The organism is Variovorax cryoconiti, assembly GCF_051216395.1.
In the GTDB taxonomy this organism is placed as follows: domain Bacteria; phylum Pseudomonadota; class Gammaproteobacteria; order Burkholderiales; family Burkholderiaceae_C; genus Variovorax.
Genome location: NZ_JBPJZI010000001.1, coordinates 647281 through 663773, shown reverse-complemented (window position 1 = coordinate 663773; position 16493 = coordinate 647281). Strand labels below are relative to the sequence as shown.

General features: G+C 67.9%; 16 protein-coding genes. 7 read left to right on the top strand and 9 right to left on the bottom strand.

Features of this window, described 5'->3' with window-relative positions; all coding sequences use genetic code 11:
* Positions 1-17 precede the first annotated feature (17 nt).
* Genes ACSFA2_RS03305 through ACSFA2_RS03295 form a run of 3 tightly spaced genes read right to left on the bottom strand, consistent with a single transcriptional unit; the run spans position 18 to position 2723 of the window.
* Complete coding sequence (locus tag ACSFA2_RS03305) at positions 18-1202, bottom strand: acetyl-CoA C-acyltransferase family protein (RefSeq protein ID WP_435453869.1); 1185 nt, start codon at positions 1200-1202, stop codon at positions 18-20.
* Between the two features lie 31 nt (positions 1203-1233).
* Complete coding sequence (locus ACSFA2_RS03300) at positions 1234-2019, bottom strand: enoyl-CoA hydratase/isomerase family protein (RefSeq protein WP_435453868.1); 786 nt, start codon at positions 2017-2019, stop codon at positions 1234-1236.
* The gene (locus ACSFA2_RS03295; RefSeq protein WP_435454167.1) at positions 2016-2723 is read right to left on the bottom strand and encodes a TetR/AcrR family transcriptional regulator; all 708 of its coding nucleotides are present in this window, start codon (positions 2721-2723) and stop codon (positions 2016-2018) included. The genes ACSFA2_RS03300 and ACSFA2_RS03295 overlap by 4 nt, the downstream gene beginning before the upstream one ends.
* A gap of 156 nt (positions 2724-2879) precedes the next feature.
* On the opposite strand from ACSFA2_RS03295, the gene ACSFA2_RS03290 reads away from it, so the two are divergent.
* The 6 genes from ACSFA2_RS03290 (at position 2880) to ACSFA2_RS03265 (ending at position 9825) form a co-directional block, all read left to right on the top strand.
* Complete coding sequence (locus ACSFA2_RS03290; protein ID WP_435453866.1) at positions 2880-3740, top strand: ABC transporter ATP-binding protein; 861 nt, start codon at positions 2880-2882, stop codon at positions 3738-3740.
* Complete coding sequence (locus tag ACSFA2_RS03285) at positions 3737-4618, top strand: branched-chain amino acid ABC transporter permease (RefSeq protein WP_435453865.1); 882 nt, start codon at positions 3737-3739, stop codon at positions 4616-4618. Before ACSFA2_RS03290 ends, ACSFA2_RS03285 begins: the two co-directional genes overlap by 4 nt.
* 328 nt (positions 4619-4946) lie before the next feature.
* Positions 4947-5984, top strand: coding sequence for a branched-chain amino acid ABC transporter permease (locus tag ACSFA2_RS03280; RefSeq protein WP_435453864.1), 1038 nt, complete (start codon positions 4947-4949; stop codon positions 5982-5984).
* Positions 5985-6000: 16 nt separating this feature from the next.
* Positions 6001-7185, top strand: a complete 1185-nt coding sequence (locus tag ACSFA2_RS03275; RefSeq protein WP_435453863.1) for an ABC transporter substrate-binding protein — start codon at positions 6001-6003, stop codon at positions 7183-7185.
* 22 nt (positions 7186-7207) lie between these two features.
* A complete protein-coding gene (locus tag ACSFA2_RS03270) occupies positions 7208-8017 on the top strand; it encodes an ABC transporter ATP-binding protein (protein ID WP_435453862.1) in 810 nt (269 codons plus the stop codon).
* On the top strand, positions 8005-9825 hold the full coding sequence (locus ACSFA2_RS03265; protein ID WP_435453861.1) for an AMP-dependent synthetase/ligase: 1821 nt from the start codon (positions 8005-8007) through the stop codon (positions 9823-9825). The genes ACSFA2_RS03270 and ACSFA2_RS03265 overlap by 13 nt, the downstream gene beginning before the upstream one ends.
* Before the next feature lie 29 nt (positions 9826-9854).
* On the opposite strand, the gene bdcA is transcribed toward ACSFA2_RS03265, so the two are convergent.
* Positions 9855-10568, bottom strand: coding sequence for an SDR family oxidoreductase (bdcA, locus tag ACSFA2_RS03260; RefSeq protein WP_435453860.1), 714 nt, complete (start codon positions 10566-10568; stop codon positions 9855-9857).
* 135 nt (positions 10569-10703) lie between these two features.
* Here bdcA and ACSFA2_RS03255 point away from each other — a divergent pair, with 135 nt between their 5' ends.
* Positions 10704-11231 carry a TetR/AcrR family transcriptional regulator gene (locus tag ACSFA2_RS03255; protein ID WP_435453859.1) on the top strand — a complete coding sequence of 176 codons (528 nt, stop codon included), beginning with the start codon at positions 10704-10706 and terminating at the stop codon, positions 11229-11231.
* Positions 11232-11276: 45 nt separating this feature from the next.
* Here the strand turns inward: ACSFA2_RS03255 and ACSFA2_RS03250 are convergent, their stop codons facing one another.
* Genes ACSFA2_RS03250 through ACSFA2_RS03230 form a run of 5 tightly spaced genes read right to left on the bottom strand, consistent with a single transcriptional unit; the run spans position 11277 to position 16459 of the window.
* Positions 11277-12626 carry an amidase gene (locus ACSFA2_RS03250; RefSeq protein WP_435453858.1) on the bottom strand — a complete coding sequence of 450 codons (1350 nt, stop codon included), beginning with the start codon at positions 12624-12626 and terminating at the stop codon, positions 11277-11279.
* Positions 12626-13345 (bottom strand): DUF2848 domain-containing protein, encoded by a 720-nt coding sequence (locus ACSFA2_RS03245; RefSeq protein ID WP_435453857.1) that lies wholly within the window; start codon positions 13343-13345, stop codon positions 12626-12628. The genes ACSFA2_RS03250 and ACSFA2_RS03245 overlap by 1 nt, the downstream gene beginning before the upstream one ends.
* Before the next feature lie 26 nt (positions 13346-13371).
* The gene (locus tag ACSFA2_RS03240) at positions 13372-14772 is read right to left on the bottom strand and encodes a TRAP transporter large permease (RefSeq protein ID WP_435453856.1); all 1401 of its coding nucleotides are present in this window, start codon (positions 14770-14772) and stop codon (positions 13372-13374) included.
* Positions 14769-15386, bottom strand: a complete 618-nt coding sequence (locus ACSFA2_RS03235; RefSeq protein WP_435453855.1) for a TRAP transporter small permease subunit — start codon at positions 15384-15386, stop codon at positions 14769-14771. Before ACSFA2_RS03235 ends, ACSFA2_RS03240 begins: the two co-directional genes overlap by 4 nt.
* On the bottom strand, positions 15386-16459 hold the full coding sequence (locus ACSFA2_RS03230; RefSeq protein WP_435453854.1) for a TRAP transporter substrate-binding protein: 1074 nt from the start codon (positions 16457-16459) through the stop codon (positions 15386-15388). The genes ACSFA2_RS03235 and ACSFA2_RS03230 overlap by 1 nt, the downstream gene beginning before the upstream one ends.
* Between the last annotated feature and the right edge of the window lie 34 nt (positions 16460-16493).

The window sequence follows — 16493 nt, the reverse complement described above, 5'->3', positions numbered from 1 at the left end:
CGCCGCGCGCGACGCGTTCAGACGCGCTCGAAGATCGCCGCGATGCCCTGCCCGCCGCCGATGCACATCGTCACCAGCGCATAGCGCCCGCCCGTGCGGTGCAGTTCGGCGATCGCCTTCGTCGTGATGATCGCGCCGGTCGCGCCGACCGGGTGGCCCAGCGAAATGCCCGAGCCGTTCGGGTTCACCTTCGCCGGGTCGAAGCCCAGTTCCTGGATCACCGCACAGGCCTGCGCCGCAAACGCCTCGTTCGACTCGATCACGTCGAGGTCGGCCACCTTCAGGCCCGTGCGCTCCAGCACTTTGCGCGTGGCCGGCACCGGGCCGATACCCATGTACGCCGGCTCGACGCCCGCGTGCGCATAGCCGACCAGGCGCGCCATCGGCTTCAGGCCCAGCGCCTTCACGCGGTCGCCGTTCGCCAGCACCACGGCGGCCGCACCGTCGTTGATGCCCGAGGCGTTGCCGGCCGTCACCAGGCCGTCCTTCTTGAAGGCCGGCTTCATCTTCGACAACGATTCGACGGTGGTGTCGGCGCGCACATGCTCGTCGGTGTCGAACAGCACCACGCCCTTGCGCGTCTTCACCTCGACCGCAACGATCTGTTCCTTGAAGCGGCCGGCCGCGATGGCGGCGGCGGCACGCTGCTGGCTCTGCGCGGCGAGCGCGTCCTGCATCTCGCGCGAGATCTGGTAGCGCGCGGCCACGTTCTCGGCGGTGATGCCCATGTGCATCTTCTCCCACGGGTCGTGCAGGATGCCGAGCATGTAGTCGACCAGCACCGCGTCGCCCATGCGCATGCCGTAGCGCGCCGAGGTGTCGAAGTACGGGCCGCGGCTCATCGACTCCGAACCGCCGCCGATGGCGATGCCGCAGTCGCCCAGCGCGATCGCCTGCGCCGCCGACACGATCGCTTGCAGGCCGGAGCCGCAGAGGCGGTTGACGTTGAAGGCCGGCGTCTCGATCGGGCAGCCCGCGTCGATGGCGGCCACGCGGCTGAGGTACGCGTCCTTCACGTCGGTGGGGATCACGTTGCCCATCACGACGTGGCCGATGGCGTCGGGCGCCACGCCGCTGCGCTCGATCGCGGCCTTCACCGCGGTGGTGGCGAGCTGGGTGTTGGGCACGTCCTTCAGCGCGCCGCCGAAGGTACCGATGGCGGTGCGGGCGGTGCCGACGACGAAGATGTCCTGGATGCTCATGGGTTGCTCCTGAAGATGAAGAGGTGTCGGCCTAGCGGCCGGTGAAGGTGGGCGTCTTCTTCGCGAAGAAGGCGTCGATGCCGAGTCGGAAATCATCGCTGGTGGCGCATTCGCGGAACGCCGCGGATTCGGCGTCGAGCTGGCCGGGCAGGTCGCGCTCGAACGAGGTGCGCATCAGACGACGCAGCCGCCCGAGCGCCACCGTCGGCCCCTGGGCGAGGCGCTGCGCGAAGGCCATCGCCTCGCGCTCGAGGTCGGCGGCAGGCAGCACGCGGTTGATCAGGCCCATGCGCTCGGCGGCGGCGGCGTCGAACATCTCGCCCAGCATCGCGATCTCCAGCGCGCGGCGCAATCCCACCAGCCGCGGCAGCGCCCACGAAGCACCGACGTCGCAGCTGGCACCGATGTTCACGTAGGCCAGATTGAAGCGCGTGCCCTCGGCGGCCAGCACGAAGTCGGCTTGCAGCATCAGGCTCAGTCCGGCGCCGGCCGCCACGCCGTGCACCTGCGCAACCAGCGGCGCGTCCATGCCCGCGAGCACCGTGAGCGCCTCGTGCAGCGGGCCGATCAGGTCGGCTGCACCCTGCAGCGGATCGGCCTGCAGCACGGCGAGGTCGCCGCCGGCCATGAAGCCCTTGCCGGCGCCACTGAGCAGCACGGCACGCACGCTCCGGTCGGCAGACAGTTCGCGTGCCGCGGCAAGGAAGGCATTCGCCATCGGCACGTCGATGGCGTTCAGCGCACCCGGCCGGTTGAAGCGCAGCGTGGCGACGTCCCCTTCACGGCCGACGAGGAGCGAGGGCTCGGAGGTGGTCATGCTTTTCCTTTCTTGCGAGGCGTCTTGGCGGCGGCCTTCGAAGCCACCGCCTTTTTGGCAGCCACAGGGCGCTGGAGCACGCCGTTGAGCAGCAGGTCGATGCCCTGCTCGGCAATCTCTTCGGGCGTGAGATGACCGTCGCTGCGGTACCAGCGGCCGACCCAGCTCAACGCACCGGCGAGCATGAAGGCGGCCATCTTCGGGTCGCACGGCGCGAGCGAACCCTCGGCCACGCCGTCGGCGATGAGGCGGCGGAACTGATGGTCGATGCCCGCCTTGAGCCGACGCAGCTCGGTCTTGAGCGGATCGGGCAGTGGGTCTTCGCCGATGCGGATCACGCACATGCCGAAGTCCTGCGTGACGACGCCGGTGTAGATGCGCATGCAGGCCTTGAGCTGCGCGATGGCGCTGCCGCCGGCCGCACGCACCGCTTCGATGCCGTCGTGCATCAGGTCGAGCGCGGTGCGCACGCACTCGAGCAGGATCTGGTCCTTGCTCTCGACGTAGTAGTAGAGCGTCGGCTTGCTGACGTTGAGCCGCTCGGCGATGTCGTCGAGCGAGGTGGCGTGGAAGCCGCGCTCGTTGAAAAGCTGCGCCGCGGTCTGCAGCACGGCATTGCGCTTGACCTCGCGCTGCTGGGCGCGGGTGCTCGCCGGCTCCCAGGGCGATGCCGGGGCGGCGGTGCGAAGGGCGGAAGTGGCCATGGCGAGAAGGGTGGGCACGGGAAAGTCCGGATGCCGCGACCTGCGGCGAACGGTGACATTACCGGCGAGTAGAAATTCTACGGACAAGTAGATTTTCCCGCTGGTCACGCAAACCCTAGCCATCTTTTCCGCACGCACGCGCCAAGCTCCGTCACCATGTCCGCATCGCTCGCCGGCCACGTCCCCGCCCCTGCATCGCCGGTGCTGCAGGTCGAGGCGTTGACGCTGGCCTTCGGCGGCGTGAAGGCGCTCACGGGCGTGGGCTTCGGCGTGCAGCCGGGCGCCATCACCGCGGTGATCGGCCCCAACGGCGCAGGCAAGACCTCGCTCTTCAACACCATCTCCGGCTTCTACCGACCGGCCGCCGGACGCGTGGTGTTCGAGGGCAGCGACATCACCCGCATGCCGCCGCCTCAGCGCGCCAGGCTGGGCCTGGCACGCAGCTTCCAGAACATCGCGCTGTTCCGTGGCATGACGGTGCTCGACAACATCAAGCTGGGCCGCCACGCGCACCTGAAGACCAACGTCTTCGACGCCCTGCTGTACATCGGGCGCGCGCGCCGCGAAGAGGCCGAGCTGCGCCGCGACGTCGAGGAACGCATCATCGACTTCCTCGAGATCGACCACATCCGCCACGCACCGGTCGCCGCCCTGCCCTACGGCCTGCAAAAGCGCGTGGAGATGGCGCGTGCGCTCGCCATGCAGCCGAAGGTGCTGATGCTCGACGAGCCGGTCGCGGGCATGAACCGCGAAGAGACCGAGGACATGGCGCGCTTCATCCTCGACGTGCGCGACGAATGGGGCGTGACGGTGCTGATGGTCGAGCACGACATGGGCATGGTGATGGACCTGTCGGACCATGTCGTGGTGTTGAACTTCGGCCAGGTCATCGCACAGGGCGCACCGGCGCAGGTGCAGGCCGACCCCGAGGTGATCCGCGCCTACCTCGGCGCCGGTGACGTGGGTGACCTTCGCCGCAAGCTGCGCGGCGAAGCCGTGCCGAGCGAGGCCGCATGATCGACTGGCCCTACCTCTTCGAGATCAGCCTGACCGGCGTCGCCAGCGGCGGTCTCTATGCGCTGGCCGCCCTCGCCTTCGTGCTGGTCTACAAGGCGACGCGCGTCGTGAACATCGCCATCGGCGAGATGCTGATGGTCGGCGCCTACCTGTTCTTCACCTTTGCAGCCAGCTTCGCGCTGCCGATCTGGATGGCGGTGATCGGCGCGGTCATCGGCACCGGCCTGCTGGGCGCCGTCGTCGAGCGCACGATGATCCGCCCGCTGCTGGGCGAGCCGCCGATCTCGGTGTTCATGGTGACGGTGGGGCTGGCGTCCATCCTCGTCGGCCTCGTCGAGATCATCTGGACCTCCGACCAGCGGCGCCTGCCCGAGTTCCTGCCCAAGGCGCCGATCATGGTGGGCGACGCCTTCCTCGCGCCCAAGGTGTTCTACGGTGCGCTGATCGCGGCCGTGCTGATCGGTGCGGTGCTGCTGGTATTCCGCTTCTGGCGCGGCGGCGTGGCCCTGCGCGCCACGGCGTCGGATCAGGCGGCCGCCTATTCGATGGGCATCAACGTGCCGCGCGTGTTCTCGCTGGCGTGGGTGGCCTCGGCCATGATCGCCTCGGTCGCCGGCATCATGGTCGGCGCCATCGGCGGCATCTCGTCGTCGATGGGCGTGTTCGGGCTGTCGGTGCTGGTGGTGGTGATCGTGGGCGGTCTCGACAGCGTGCTGGGAGCACTGGTCGGCGGCGTCTTCATCGGCCTGATCGAGGCACTGGCCGGGGCGTTCCTGGGCGGCGAGTACAAGCTGCTGGCCACGTTCATCGTGCTGGTGCTGGTCTTGATGGTGCGGCCCTACGGGTTGTTCGGCACGCATGAGATCGAGAGGCTGTGATGACCGCGCTTCCTTTGCTTGAGAGCGTTTGGAGTCATTCGGGGCGAGATCACGCCGACGGCGTACTCTGCTCCGCGAATGTCCCCCGGCCTGCGGCCTCCTCCTTGATTTCGCTGCGCAGAGCACACCATCGACGCGATCCGGACGCGCAGTGGTTGATCGCCGGCGGCAGCCTGCGCACACCGCGTCCACGTGCGCAGGGTATCGGGTGCTCCCCGCAGCGAAATAAAGGAGGAGCCGAAGGCGGGGGACATTCGCGGAGGGGAGTACCCGGTGGCCTGCACACGCCCCCCGAACAGCAACGCAACAAACACGAGCAGGCGCACCCATGCGCATAGGCACCCTCAAAGAAAGCTACGTCGCCGACGCCGCGCTGTTCGACTCGCGCACGCAGAAGGCCTGGCTCGCCATCGGCGCAGCGCTGTTGCTGCTGTTCCCCTTCATCGCCAGCGACTACTGGCTCTACCTCGCCTGCCTCGTCGCCATCAACGTGGCCAGCGCCACGGGCCTGAACATCCTCACGGGTTACACCGGCCTGGTGAGCCTCGGTCAGGCGGCCTTCATGGGGCTCGGTGCGTACACGGTGGCGATCCTGGAGACGCGCCTGGGCACGCCCTTCCTGCTGAACCTGATCGCGGGCGGCGTTGTCGCGATGCTGGGTGGCCTGGTGGTGGGCATTCCGTCACTGCGCGTGAAAGGCCTGTACCTGGCCATCGCCACCATCGCCGCGTCGTTCATCACGCACTTCCTCTTCGCCAACCTCAAGCTCACCCGCGGCACCAGCGGCATCTCGCTGCCGCCCGCGACCTTGTTCGGCGTGGCGCTCGACACGTCCTTTCGCCTCTACTGGCTGATCGTGCCCGTCATGGTCCTGATGGTGCTGGGCGCGGCCAACCTGTTCCGCACGCGCGTGGGGCGCGCCTTCATCGCGATCCGCGACCGGGACATCTCGGCGGAGGTGCTGGGCATTCCGCTGCTGCGCTACAAGCTGCTGTCCTTCGGTCTCTCGTCCTTCTACGCCGGCGTGGCGGGCGGGCTGTGGGCCTACTTCTTTCGCGTGGTCACGCCAGAGAGCTTTCCGCTGCTGATGTCGATCTTCTTCCTGGCCGCGATCATCGTGGGCGGCATGGGCTCGATCCTCGGCGGCATCTTCGGCGCGGTCTTCATGACCATGGTGCCCGAGCTGCTCAAGCTCATCGTCGACATCCTGCCCGGTGGCACCGAGATGACGGTGTTCCTGTCGCCGGTACGCACCGTCGTCTTCGGTCTTCTCATCGTCGGATTTCTGGTGTTCGAGCCGCACGGGCTCGCAGAAGTGTGGCGGCGCACGCGCCGCTTCTTTCATCTATGGCCGTTCAGAAACTAGACCCCAGGAGACAAGCATGAAAAAGACATCGACGCTCTCGCAGAATCGCCGCGCCCTGTTGCTCGCAGCCGGGATCGGACTGGTGGCGCCCCTCGCGCACGCCCAGGCCAACGAGGACATCGTCATCGGCGGCTCGATCCCGATGACCGGCGTGTTCGCCTTCGCGGGCATCGGCATCAACGCCGGGATGGCCGACTACGTGAAGATCGTGAACGACGCCGGCGGCATCAAGGGCCGCAAGCTGCGCTACGTGCCGGAAGACACCGGCTACAAGGTCGACGTGTCGGTCGCGGCCTTCAAGAAGATCACGAGCCAGAACAAGGTCAACCTCTACTACGGCGACTCGACCGGCTTCTCCAAGACCATCAATCCCGAGCTCGACCGCAACGGCCAGATCCTGATGGCGGGCGCGTCCTTCGCGACCGAACTCAACGACCCGGCCAAGTACCCGAACCAGTTCCTGGTCGGCCCCGACTACACCGAGCAGATCGGCATCCTGCTGCGCCACATCGCCAAGGAAAAGCCGGGCGCCAAGGTCGCCTTCGTGTACTCCGACTCCGAGTTCGGCCGCGACCCGATCGAGGCCAGCGAAGCCGCCGCGAAGAAGCTGGGCCTGTCGGTGCCGATCAAGCTCATGACGCCGCCGGGCAGCGTCGACGTGTCGACCGAGGTCATCAAGCTGCGCCGCGCCGCGCCCGATTACACGATCTTCCACGGCTACGTGCTGGCACCGATTCCGGAGTTCGTCCAGCAGGGCAAGCAGATGGGCATGACCAGCCAGTGGATGGGCACCTTCTGGACCATGGACAGCTCCACCGTCATGAAGATGGGTGAAGGCGCCGACGGCTTCATGGGCGTGATGCCCTACCGCTACTACTACGACACCTCGGCCAAGTCGCCGATGCTCGACAAGATCCGCGCGCTGCGGCCTGAGTACCAGAGCACCGCCTACACGCAGGGCTTCCTCACCGCGATGCTCTTCACCGAGGCCGCCAAGCGGACGCTCGATGCCGGCAAGCCGCTGGACGGCAAGAACCTGAAGGCCGCGCTCAACACCATCAAGGACTTCGACACCGGCGGCCTGATCGGCACGCCGATCACCATCAGCGGCAACTCGATCCCCGTGGGACGCGTCTACAAGGCCGACATGAAGGCGCAGAAGATGGTGCCCGCGTCCGACTGGATCAACCTCAGCAAGTAGGCCGATGGAAGCAGGCGCGGTCATGGCAGGCGAGATCGTCCTCGGTGTGAACAACATCGAGGTGGTCTACAACAAGGTGGTGCAGGTGCTGCGCGGCCTGTCGCTGGCCGTGCCGCGCGGCGAGATCGTCGCGCTGCTGGGCAGCAACGGTGCAGGCAAGTCGACCACGCTCAAGGCCATCTCGGGCCTGCTCGCGCTCGAAGACGGCGAGGTCGAGGCCGGCCGCATCGAGTTCAACGGCCGCATCACGGCCGACCGGCTGCCGCAGCAGCTGGTGCGCGACGGGCTCAGCCACGTGATGGAAGGCCGCCGCGTCTTCGAGGACCTGACGATCGAGGAGAACCTGGTCGCCGCGACCTACGCACTGACCGGCCGCAAGGACGCGAAACCCGACTTCGACGCGGTCTACAGCTACTTCCCGCGCCTGCACGAGCGGCGCAAGGGCCTGGCCGGCTACCTCTCGGGTGGCGAGCAGCAGATGCTGGCCATTGGTCGTGCGCTGGTGGCGCAGCCGCAACTCATCCTGCTCGACGAGCCGTCGCTGGGCCTGTCGCCCAAGCTGGTCGAGGACATCTTCACCATCATCGCGCGCATCAACGCCGAGCGAGGCGTGTCGATGCTGCTGGTGGAACAGAACGCGACGGTGGCATTGGCCGTGGCGCACCGCGGCTACATCATGGAGAACGGCAAGATCGTGATCGACGGCAGCGCGGAACGGCTCGCGTCCGACCCCGACGTGCGGGAGTTCTACCTGGGCGTGGGCGGCAGCGGCGAGGCGCGCAGCTTCAAGGCCATCAAGCACTACAAGCGGCGCAAGAGATGGCTGTCGTGAAGCTGCCCGAACTCACCCTCCCGCAGATGCTGCGCGAGCAAGCGCGGCTCAAGCCGTCGCACATCGCGATCCGCCAGAAGGACTTCGGCATCTGGAAGCCGCTCTGCTGGCAGGCCTATGCCGAGCGCGCGATGCATGTCGGGCTCGGCCTGCGCGCGATCGGGCTCGCGGCCGGCGGCCATGTCGGCGTGCTGTCGGAGAACCGCACCGAGTGGGTCCTGGCGCAGATGGGCACTGGCCTGGTCGGCGGCGTGACGGTCGGCGTGTACCCGACCAGCCCGGCGAGCGAGGTCGCCTACGTGGTCGGCCATGCGGACATCGAGGTCCTCGTCTGCGAAGACCAGGAGCAGACCGACAAGGTGATCGAGTCGCTCGCCCTGCTGCCGCGCCTGCGCCGCATCGTCGTGATCGAGACCAAGGGCCTGCGCAACCTGGCGCCGGAACATCGCGACCTGGTGACGCCCTTCGCCGAGCTTGAGCGGCTCGGTGCCGCGTCTGCCGCGCAAGGCGGCGGTGCGCTGGTCGACACGGCGCTCGCCGCGCAGACGCTCGATGACATCGGGCTGATGATCTACACATCGGGCTCGACCGGCAAACCCAAGGGCGCAATGCTGTCGTACCGCAACATCCGCGGCGTGGTGCCGGGCATCGTCGACCGGCTCGGCCTCGACGCCGACACCACGCACCTGTCGTACCTGCCGCTGTGCCATGTGGCCGAGCAGATGCTGACGGCCTTCGTGCCGCCCTACCTCGGCTCGCAGGTGAACTTCGGCGAGTCGATCCGCACCGTGCAGGAAGACCTGCGCGAGGTCGCGCCCAGCATCTTCCTCGGCGTGCCCCGCATCTGGGAGAAGCTGCACGCGTCGATCAGCATCAAGCTGCAGGAGACCGGCCGCCTGCAGCGCGCGCTGTTCGACCGCGCATGGAAACGCTGCGAGGCGCTGGCCGCCAAGCCGCGCACGCACTGGTCGCTGGCCGACCGCACGGCGCATGCCGCGAGCTACTGGCTGGTGCTGCGCGCGCTGCAGAACTTCATCGGCCTGCGCCGCGTGCGCGTGGCGCTCACCGGCGCGGCGCCGATCCCGCCGGACATCGTGCGCTTCTTCCGCACGCTGGGCGTGCCGCTGGTCGAGGTGTATGGCCTCACCGAATCGAGCGGCATGGTGACCGGCCACCGGCCCGTCGACGTGGTGGTCGGCACGGTCGGGCCGCCGACGCTGGGCGTGGAACACCGCGTGGCCGACAACGGCGAACTGCTGCTGCGCGGCGACATGGTCTTCGCGGGCTATTACAAGAACGACGAGGCCACGGCGCAGTCGATCCGCGACGGCTGGCTGCACACCGGCGACGTGGTGCGGCAGGAGCCGAACGGCCACCTGCGCATCGTCGACCGGCTCAAGGACATCATGATCACCGCCGGCGGCAAGAACCTCACGCCCTCGGAGATCGAGAACACGATGAAGGGCAGCCCCTACATCAAGGAATGCGTGATCGTGGCCGAGGGCCGCAAGTTCGTCGGTGCGCTGATCCAGATCGACTACGAGACGGTCGGCAAATGGGCCGAGGCGCAGCGCATTCCCTTCACCAACTTCCGCTCGCTCACCGAGCACGCCGACGTGTTGAGGCTGATCGGCGACGAGGTGGCGCGCGGCAATGGCAAGCTGGCGCAGGTGTCGCACATCCGCCGCTTCCACCTGCTTGCCAAGGAACTGGACCACGACGACGGCGACGTCACCGCAACCATGAAGGTGCGGCGCTCCGCCATCTACAAGAGCTACGCGAACGAGATCGAGCGGCTCTACGTCTGAGGGAAGCGCGACGGCACCGATGAGGGCGATCAGGCGCCGAAGGCACCGTCGATCGTGTGCATCGCCCCCGTCACGAAACCGGCTTCGGGCCCCGCCAGCCATGCCACCATGCCTGCCACCTCTTCCGAACGGCCGTGGCGCTTGATCGCCATGAAGCTGTGCATCAGATCCTTCATCGGCCCGTCTTCCGGATTCGCGTCGGTGTCGATCGGACCCGGCTGCACGATGTTGATCGTGATGCCGCGCGGGCCGAAATCGCGGGCCAGCCCGCGCGCCATTCCTTGCAGCGCGGACTTGCTCAGCGCATAGGACGCCATGCCGGGGATCGGCATGCGGTCACCGTTGACCGATCCGATCACGATGATCCGCCCGCCTTGCGGCATCTGCCGCGCTGCCTCGACCGAGGCGTGGTACGGCGCATGGACATTGATGCGGAACAGGCGATCCACGGCATCGGGGTCTTGCTCCAGCGCATCGCCGAAGATGGCGATGCCGGAATTCACCACCAGCACGTCCAACGGGCCGCTGTCGCGGACGCGGGCGATGACCGCGTCCCGGTCGGCACTGTCCGCCAGGAACGCGGTGCTGCCTGTTTCGGCCGCCAGGCGCTGTGCCGCTTCCGGCGAGCCGGCGTAAGTGAACGCCACCCGCGCACCGTCCGCCACGAAGCGCCGCACGATGGCCGCCCCGATTCCCCGGCTGCCGCCGAGCACCAAAACCGACTTGTCTTTGAACGCTGACATGGATCACTCCTGGGTATTAATGTAGTGCATGATACATAATGTACCCTGCCCCTTGTCAAGGATTTTGTAATCATGGCTACAGATATTTCGCGCACCCGCGGTCGACCGCGGGGATTCGACCCGGACGAAGCGGTCGTGACCGCGCAGCGCCTTTTCCACGAGCGCGGCTACGACGCTGTCAGCGTGGCGGACCTGACGAAAGCGCTGGGCATCAACCCGCCCAGCTTCTATGCGGCCTTCGGCAGCAAGGCCGGCCTGTATGCACGCATCCTCGATCGCTATGCCGAGACCGGTGCCATCCCGCTTTTGGAGATCCTGGGCGCCGACCGGCCGTTGGCCGTGTCGCTTGCACAGGTGCTGGAGCAGGCCGCTCGCAACTACGCCGCGGACCCCACCGCGACGGGCTGTCTGGTACTGGAGGGCACACGCTGCAACGACCCGGAGGCGCGCGACGCGGCCTGCGGCTTTCATGTGGCTGCGCAAGACGTGATTCGCCGCAGCATCGCCGAACGCTACCCGCAGGAGGCGGATCGGCTGGCGGATTTCGTCAGCACCACCATGGCGGGGCTCTCGGCCAGCGCCCGCCACGGGCAAGACCTCGATCGCCTCCTGGCCACCGCGCGGCTTGCCGGCATGGCGCTCAAGCAGGCGATTCCTGCTTAGCTGCGTCTACGTCTAAAAATCTCGCGCGCCCACAAAGACCGCGCCTCAATCAACCCGCAGGGCCGCTTCGACCGCCAGCGCCACCGCGGCGAGCCGCGCATCGTCGCCGCGCACCGACGACAGCATCAGTCCGACCGGCAGCTCGCCTTCGCGCTGGCACGGCAGGCTGAACGAACAGCCGTCGAGGAAGTTGATGGCGAAGGTGTTGCGCAGCAGCAGGCCATTGGCTTTGAAGAAGGCCTCGTCGGTCGCCAGCGCGTCGATGGCCGGCGCGACGATCGGCACCGTGGGGCACAGCAGCGCGTCGAAGCCTTCGAGGGTGCCTTCGACGCGCCCGATCCAGTCGCGGCGGCGGTCCTGCATGACGATGTAGTCGGCCGCGCTCACCGACATGCCGAGGTCGACGCGGGCGGCCACGCGCGGGTCGAAGCGCTCGCGCTGCGCGCCGATACGCGCGCGGTGCACGGCCGAAGCCTCCACCGGCGAGAAGCCGCCGGGGGCGTTGATCTGCGCGATCTCGGCCAGCTCGGCCAGCGTGAGGTCGACCACGATGGCGCCCGCAGCGGACAACACGCCCAGCGCGCGGTCGAAGGCCTGGGCGACCGCGGGTTCGATGCCGTCGAACATCATCGTGCGTGGCACCGCGAAACGCATGCCTTGCAGCGGGCGGCGACGCACGGTCAACGGCACATCGGCGATGGCCGCATCGACGATCAAGCAATCGGCCACGCTGCGCGTCATGGCGCACACCGTGTCGAGCGAGCGTGCCAGCTCGAAGGCGCCGGTGCGCGGCACGCGCGACTGCGTACTCTTGAAGCCGACCAGGCCGCACAGCGCGGCCGGAATGCGGATCGACCCGCCCGTGTCGGAGCCCAGCCCGGCCACCGCCAGACCCAGCGCAACGGACACTGCCGCGCCCGACGACGAGCCGCCCGGGATGCGCGCGACCGCGGCATCCGCCGGATTGCGCGGCGTGCCATGGTGCGGGTTGATGCCGACGCCCGAGAAGGCGAACTCGGTCATGTTGGTCTTGCCGACGATGGCGGCGCCGGCCATGCGAAGACGCGCCACGGCCACGGCGTCCGCCGTTGCAGCAGCCTCGCCCTCGCACACGACGGAGCCGGCCATCGTGGTCTCGCCGGCCACGTCGTACAGGTCCTTCACGGTGACGGGCAGGCCGGCCAGCGCGCGCAGCGCCACACCGGCGCGTTGCGATGCATCGGCATGGCGCGCGGCGGCCAGCGCGGCGTCGCCGTAGAGGCGCGTGAAGACGTGCTTCGCTGCATCGGACGACGCGCCCTCGATCGCCTGCGCGACGACGGCTTCGTGCGACAACTCGCCCCGCGCGATGCGGGCGCGCAGTGTCGTGATGTCCAGGCCTGCGGCGGCGGCCATCAGGCGACCACCTCGAGCGCCTGCACGGCGTAGCGATGCACGATGCTGCGCTTCAAGCGCGGGTCGTGGATCTCCAGTTCCATCTCGGTCGCAGGGCGGATGCCTTCGCCCTTGCCATTGGGAATGGCGCCCAGCGTGCCGCAGGTCATGAAGCGACCTTCGGCGCCGCCCTCGGCCTGGTAGATGCCGTCGCGCAAGGCCGCCAGCGGGCGGATCGAGACGAAGCTGCCCTTCTGGTAGTCGATCCACTGGCCGTCTTCGAGGATGCGCGAGCGCAGCTGCAGTTCGTCCTGGTAGCCGGCCACGTCGCGCCAGCGCCAGGCGGCGGTGGCCAGCGGCTTGGCGCACATCTGCTTGGACACGACGACCGAGTAGGTCTCGACATGGCGGTCGGTGTGGTCGGACGCGACCGTCAGCCACCACTCGCCGTCGGCGAAGAAGAGCATCGGCTCGGCCTCGCCGGAGCTCTGCGCGCCGAGCGCCTCGATGACGGGTGATTGCGTGAGCAGGCCGGCGCCGACGCGGTAGTACAGCGGTACGCTCGACGGCCGCGGCACGCCGATCGCTTCGAGTTCTTCGATGTGGTGTTCGATGGCGGCGGCGTCGCGGCCGGTCCAGCCGGCGATGACCAGCTGGCGCGGCACCACCGACAGCAACTGCGTGGCACGGGTGCCGTCGGCCGCCACGGATTCGCCGGCGAAAGAAAGGGTCAATGACATGAAGGGAGGCTCCGCAAAAAAGGGGATCACATGAGGTAGGCCGGCAGCCACAGCGCGATGGCAGGAAACACCATCAATACGATGATCGCGAGCATGTAGACGAGCATGAAGGGCATCACGCCGGCGAACACATCGGTGATGGGTCCGGGTTGCCGTCGCATGCCCTGCAGCACGTAGAGCACCGTGCCGTCGGGCGGGCTGATCATCGCGATCTCCACCAGCATCGTGATGACCACGCCGAACCAGATCGGGTCGTAGCCCAGCGCCGTGACCACCGGGAACAGCAGCGGGATGGTGGTGATCACCATCGACATGCCTTCCATGAAGGTGCCCAGCGCCAGGTAGAAGCCGATGATCACCAGCATGATCACCCAGCCCGGAAACGGCAGCCCCGTGAGGAACTTCGCCAGCATCTGCGGGATGCCCAGCGACGACAGGATGTAGTTCAGGAAGTACGCCCCGAACAGGATCAGCGCGATCATCGAGGTGGTGCGCGCGGTCGCCTTCATCGACTCGGCCAGCATCTTCCACTTGAGCTTGCGGTCCACCAGCGCCAGCACCAGACTGCCCGCCACGCCGAGCGCGGCCGACTCGGTGGGCGTGGCCCAGCCGGCGTAGATGGTGCCCAGCACCAGGCCGATCAGCAGCGCGGTGGGCACCAGGTCCGACAGGCTGGCGATGCGATGCTGCCAGGTGATGGCCTTGGACGCCTCGTCGCCGTGCAGCTTGAGCTTGTAGCTGTAGTACAGGATGACGGCCGTGAACAGCGCCACCACCAGGATGCTCGGCCCCACCGCCGCCAGGTACAGCGCGCCCACCGAGGTCTCGGTGATCAGGCCGTAGATGATGAAGGTGATGCCCGGCGGGATCAGGTTGCCCAGCGCACCGCCGGCGGCGAGCGAGCCCAGCACCAGCTTGGGCGGGTAGTGGCTCTTCTCGAAGTACGGCAGCGCGACCGAGCCCATGGTGGCGGCGGTCGCCACGCTGGAGCCGGCCACGGCCGAGAACACGCCGCACGAGATGATGTTGGTGTGCAGCAGGCCGCCGGGCAGGCGGCCCATCCAGATGTTGAGCGCACGGTACAGCCGCTCCGACAGGCCGGCGCGCAGCATCACCTCGCCCATCAGCAGGAAGAGCGGCACCGACACCAGCACGAAGTTGGTCGACGGGCTCCAGATCATCTCGCCGATGAAGTTCCAGAACGGGCGGTCCGACAGCGCATAGCCGGCCAGCAGCGACAGTACCGCGAGCGCGGCGCCCACGTAGATGCCGCCCGCGAAGAAGCCGACGAAGGCCACCAGCACCGAGGCCAGCGCCCACCAGGGCACGCCGGAGGTGGCAATGGCCGCCGCATGGTCGTGCATGCCGAACAGCGAAGCGCCGCCGATCAAGAGGCCAATCGCGACGATGAAGACGATGGCGATCATCGCGAAGCTCCTGTGGTCGTGGAAACGGCAGGTTGTTGCATGCCTTGCTGCGCCTCGGCCACGGCCTCCAGCGTTTCGGCCGCTTCGTCGACGTAGGTGCGCGCCATCAGCATGCGGTCCATGCCGTCGGCGTCGCCCTGGGCGAGCTGGCGCACGGCGCGCGCGCCGATGGCCACGCAGGCGAGCAGCATCAACACCAGCCCGGCGGCCCACAGGCCTTGCGGGATGGCCAGCGGTGTGTGCAGCGCCGAGAGGTCGGTGGCACCGAAGTCCCACGAATCCTTGGCCAGCGAGAAGGCGCCGAAGGCGAAGAAGCCGGTGGCCACCAACAGGGCCAGCAGCGACGCCAGGTGGAGCCAGACGCGCACCTTCAGCGGCATCTTCTGCACCAGCACGTCGATGCGCACATGGCCGCGCTCGAACAGCGTGCCCGCCAGCCCCCAGCTCATGCCGATGGCCATCAGGTAGCCGGTGACTTCGGTCGTCGCCTCGGTCGAGAAGCCCAGCAGGCGCCGGGCCGCGATGTCGAAGCAGATCAGCAGGGTGATCACCAGGTAGCACCAGCCGGCGATGGTCATCGCCTTGGCGCTCACCCATTCGAGCGCACGGAACATCACTTGGCCACGTACTTGATGCCGGTGATCGGGGCGATCACCTCGGTGTACACCGCAGCGCAGCGGTCACCGCAGCGCTTGATCCAGCCGGGCAGCACGTCGTCGGCCAGGTGCTTCTGCAGCGACACGGTCACGCCGGCTTCGGGCTTGGCTTCGACCATCGGCTTCTTCATCAGCGTGTGCAGCTTGCAACCTTCGGCGCGGCCGACGTTGCAGGCGATGCCGTCGTTGGTGGCTTCGACGCCGAGCTTCCACTGCGCTTCCTGCACCTCGCTCATGGTCTTCTCGAACTGGCCGCGCACGGCCGGGTCGAGCTTGTTCCACCAGGCCAGGTTCACGAAGTAGCCCGAGGTCGACCACGACAGCGGCAGTGTGTAGAGATGCGTCGTGACTTCCGGCCACTTCACGCCGTTGCCCGAACCGGCACCGGTGATGCCGCAGTCGACTGTGCCGCGCTCCAGCGCGGTGTAGACCTCGCCGAAGGCCAGCGACACCGGCTGGCCGCCAAGCGACTTGATCAGGTCCGACGCCGACGGGCCGTTGGTGCGCACCTTCAGGCCCTTGAGGTCGGCCAGGCTCATCACCGGCTTGCGGCAGAACAGCATCTGGCCGGAGAACGGGTAGGTCGCGACCAGCTTGATGCCCAGGCGCTCCAGTTCCTTGTTGGCGACCGGCACCATCGCGTCGGCCACCTTGCGAGCCTGGGCGATGTCGGCGTTCATGCCCGCGAGGTCGACGCCGTCGAGCATCGGCACGTCGCCCGACACGGTGGTCAGCGGCGCGGCGGCGATGTCCACCTGGCCGGAGCGCACCAGGCGCAGCACTTCAGGGCCGTTCACGTTGCGTTCCGGCCAGGACGACAGCGTGACCTCGACGCGGCCGTTGGTGGCCTTGTTGATGCCGTCGCGCAGCAGCGGCTGGTCGACCTTGGTGTACTGCGGCAGGTTGGGCGCCACCTGCGTGATGGCCTGCACGGCGATCTTGGGACCGGCCGGCACCTGGGCGACGGCGGTGCCGGCGAGCAGCATGGCGGCCACGGCGACAGATGCGAGGGAAGAGAGCGTTGGCTTCATCGAGGACTCCTGAAGAAAAGAAGAAAGACGGCGA

Excerpts from the sequence above, each read along its gene's own strand:
- ACSFA2_RS03280 (WP_435453864.1), top strand. The coding sequence starts at position 4,947 with ATGCGCATAGGCACCCTCAAAGAAAGCTACGTCGCCGACGCCGCGCTG.
- ACSFA2_RS03265 (WP_435453861.1), top strand. The coding sequence starts at position 8,005 with ATGGCTGTCGTGAAGCTGCCCGAACTCACCCTCCCGCAGATGCTGCGC.
- ACSFA2_RS03305 (WP_435453869.1), bottom strand. The coding sequence starts at position 1,202 with ATGAGCATCCAGGACATCTTCGTCGTCGGCACCGCCCGCACCGCCATC.
- ACSFA2_RS03270 (WP_435453862.1), top strand. The coding sequence starts at position 7,208 with ATGGCAGGCGAGATCGTCCTCGGTGTGAACAACATCGAGGTGGTCTAC.
- ACSFA2_RS03245 (WP_435453857.1), bottom strand. The coding sequence starts at position 13,345 with ATGTCATTGACCCTTTCTTTCGCCGGCGAATCCGTGGCGGCCGACGGC.
- ACSFA2_RS03295 (WP_435454167.1), bottom strand. The coding sequence starts at position 2,723 with ATGGCCACTTCCGCCCTTCGCACCGCCGCCCCGGCATCGCCCTGGGAG.
- ACSFA2_RS03275 (WP_435453863.1), top strand. The coding sequence starts at position 6,001 with ATGAAAAAGACATCGACGCTCTCGCAGAATCGCCGCGCCCTGTTGCTC.
- ACSFA2_RS03300 (WP_435453868.1), bottom strand. The coding sequence starts at position 2,019 with ATGACCACCTCCGAGCCCTCGCTCCTCGTCGGCCGTGAAGGGGACGTC.
- ACSFA2_RS03230 (WP_435453854.1), bottom strand. The coding sequence starts at position 16,459 with ATGAAGCCAACGCTCTCTTCCCTCGCATCTGTCGCCGTGGCCGCCATG.
- ACSFA2_RS03290 (WP_435453866.1), top strand. The coding sequence starts at position 2,880 with ATGTCCGCATCGCTCGCCGGCCACGTCCCCGCCCCTGCATCGCCGGTG.
- ACSFA2_RS03285 (WP_435453865.1), top strand. The coding sequence starts at position 3,737 with ATGATCGACTGGCCCTACCTCTTCGAGATCAGCCTGACCGGCGTCGCC.
- bdcA (WP_435453860.1), bottom strand. The coding sequence starts at position 10,568 with ATGTCAGCGTTCAAAGACAAGTCGGTTTTGGTGCTCGGCGGCAGCCGG.
- ACSFA2_RS03250 (WP_435453858.1), bottom strand. The coding sequence starts at position 12,626 with ATGGCCGCCGCCGCAGGCCTGGACATCACGACACTGCGCGCCCGCATC.
- ACSFA2_RS03240 (WP_435453856.1), bottom strand. The coding sequence starts at position 14,772 with ATGATCGCCATCGTCTTCATCGTCGCGATTGGCCTCTTGATCGGCGGC.
- ACSFA2_RS03235 (WP_435453855.1), bottom strand. The coding sequence starts at position 15,386 with ATGTTCCGTGCGCTCGAATGGGTGAGCGCCAAGGCGATGACCATCGCC.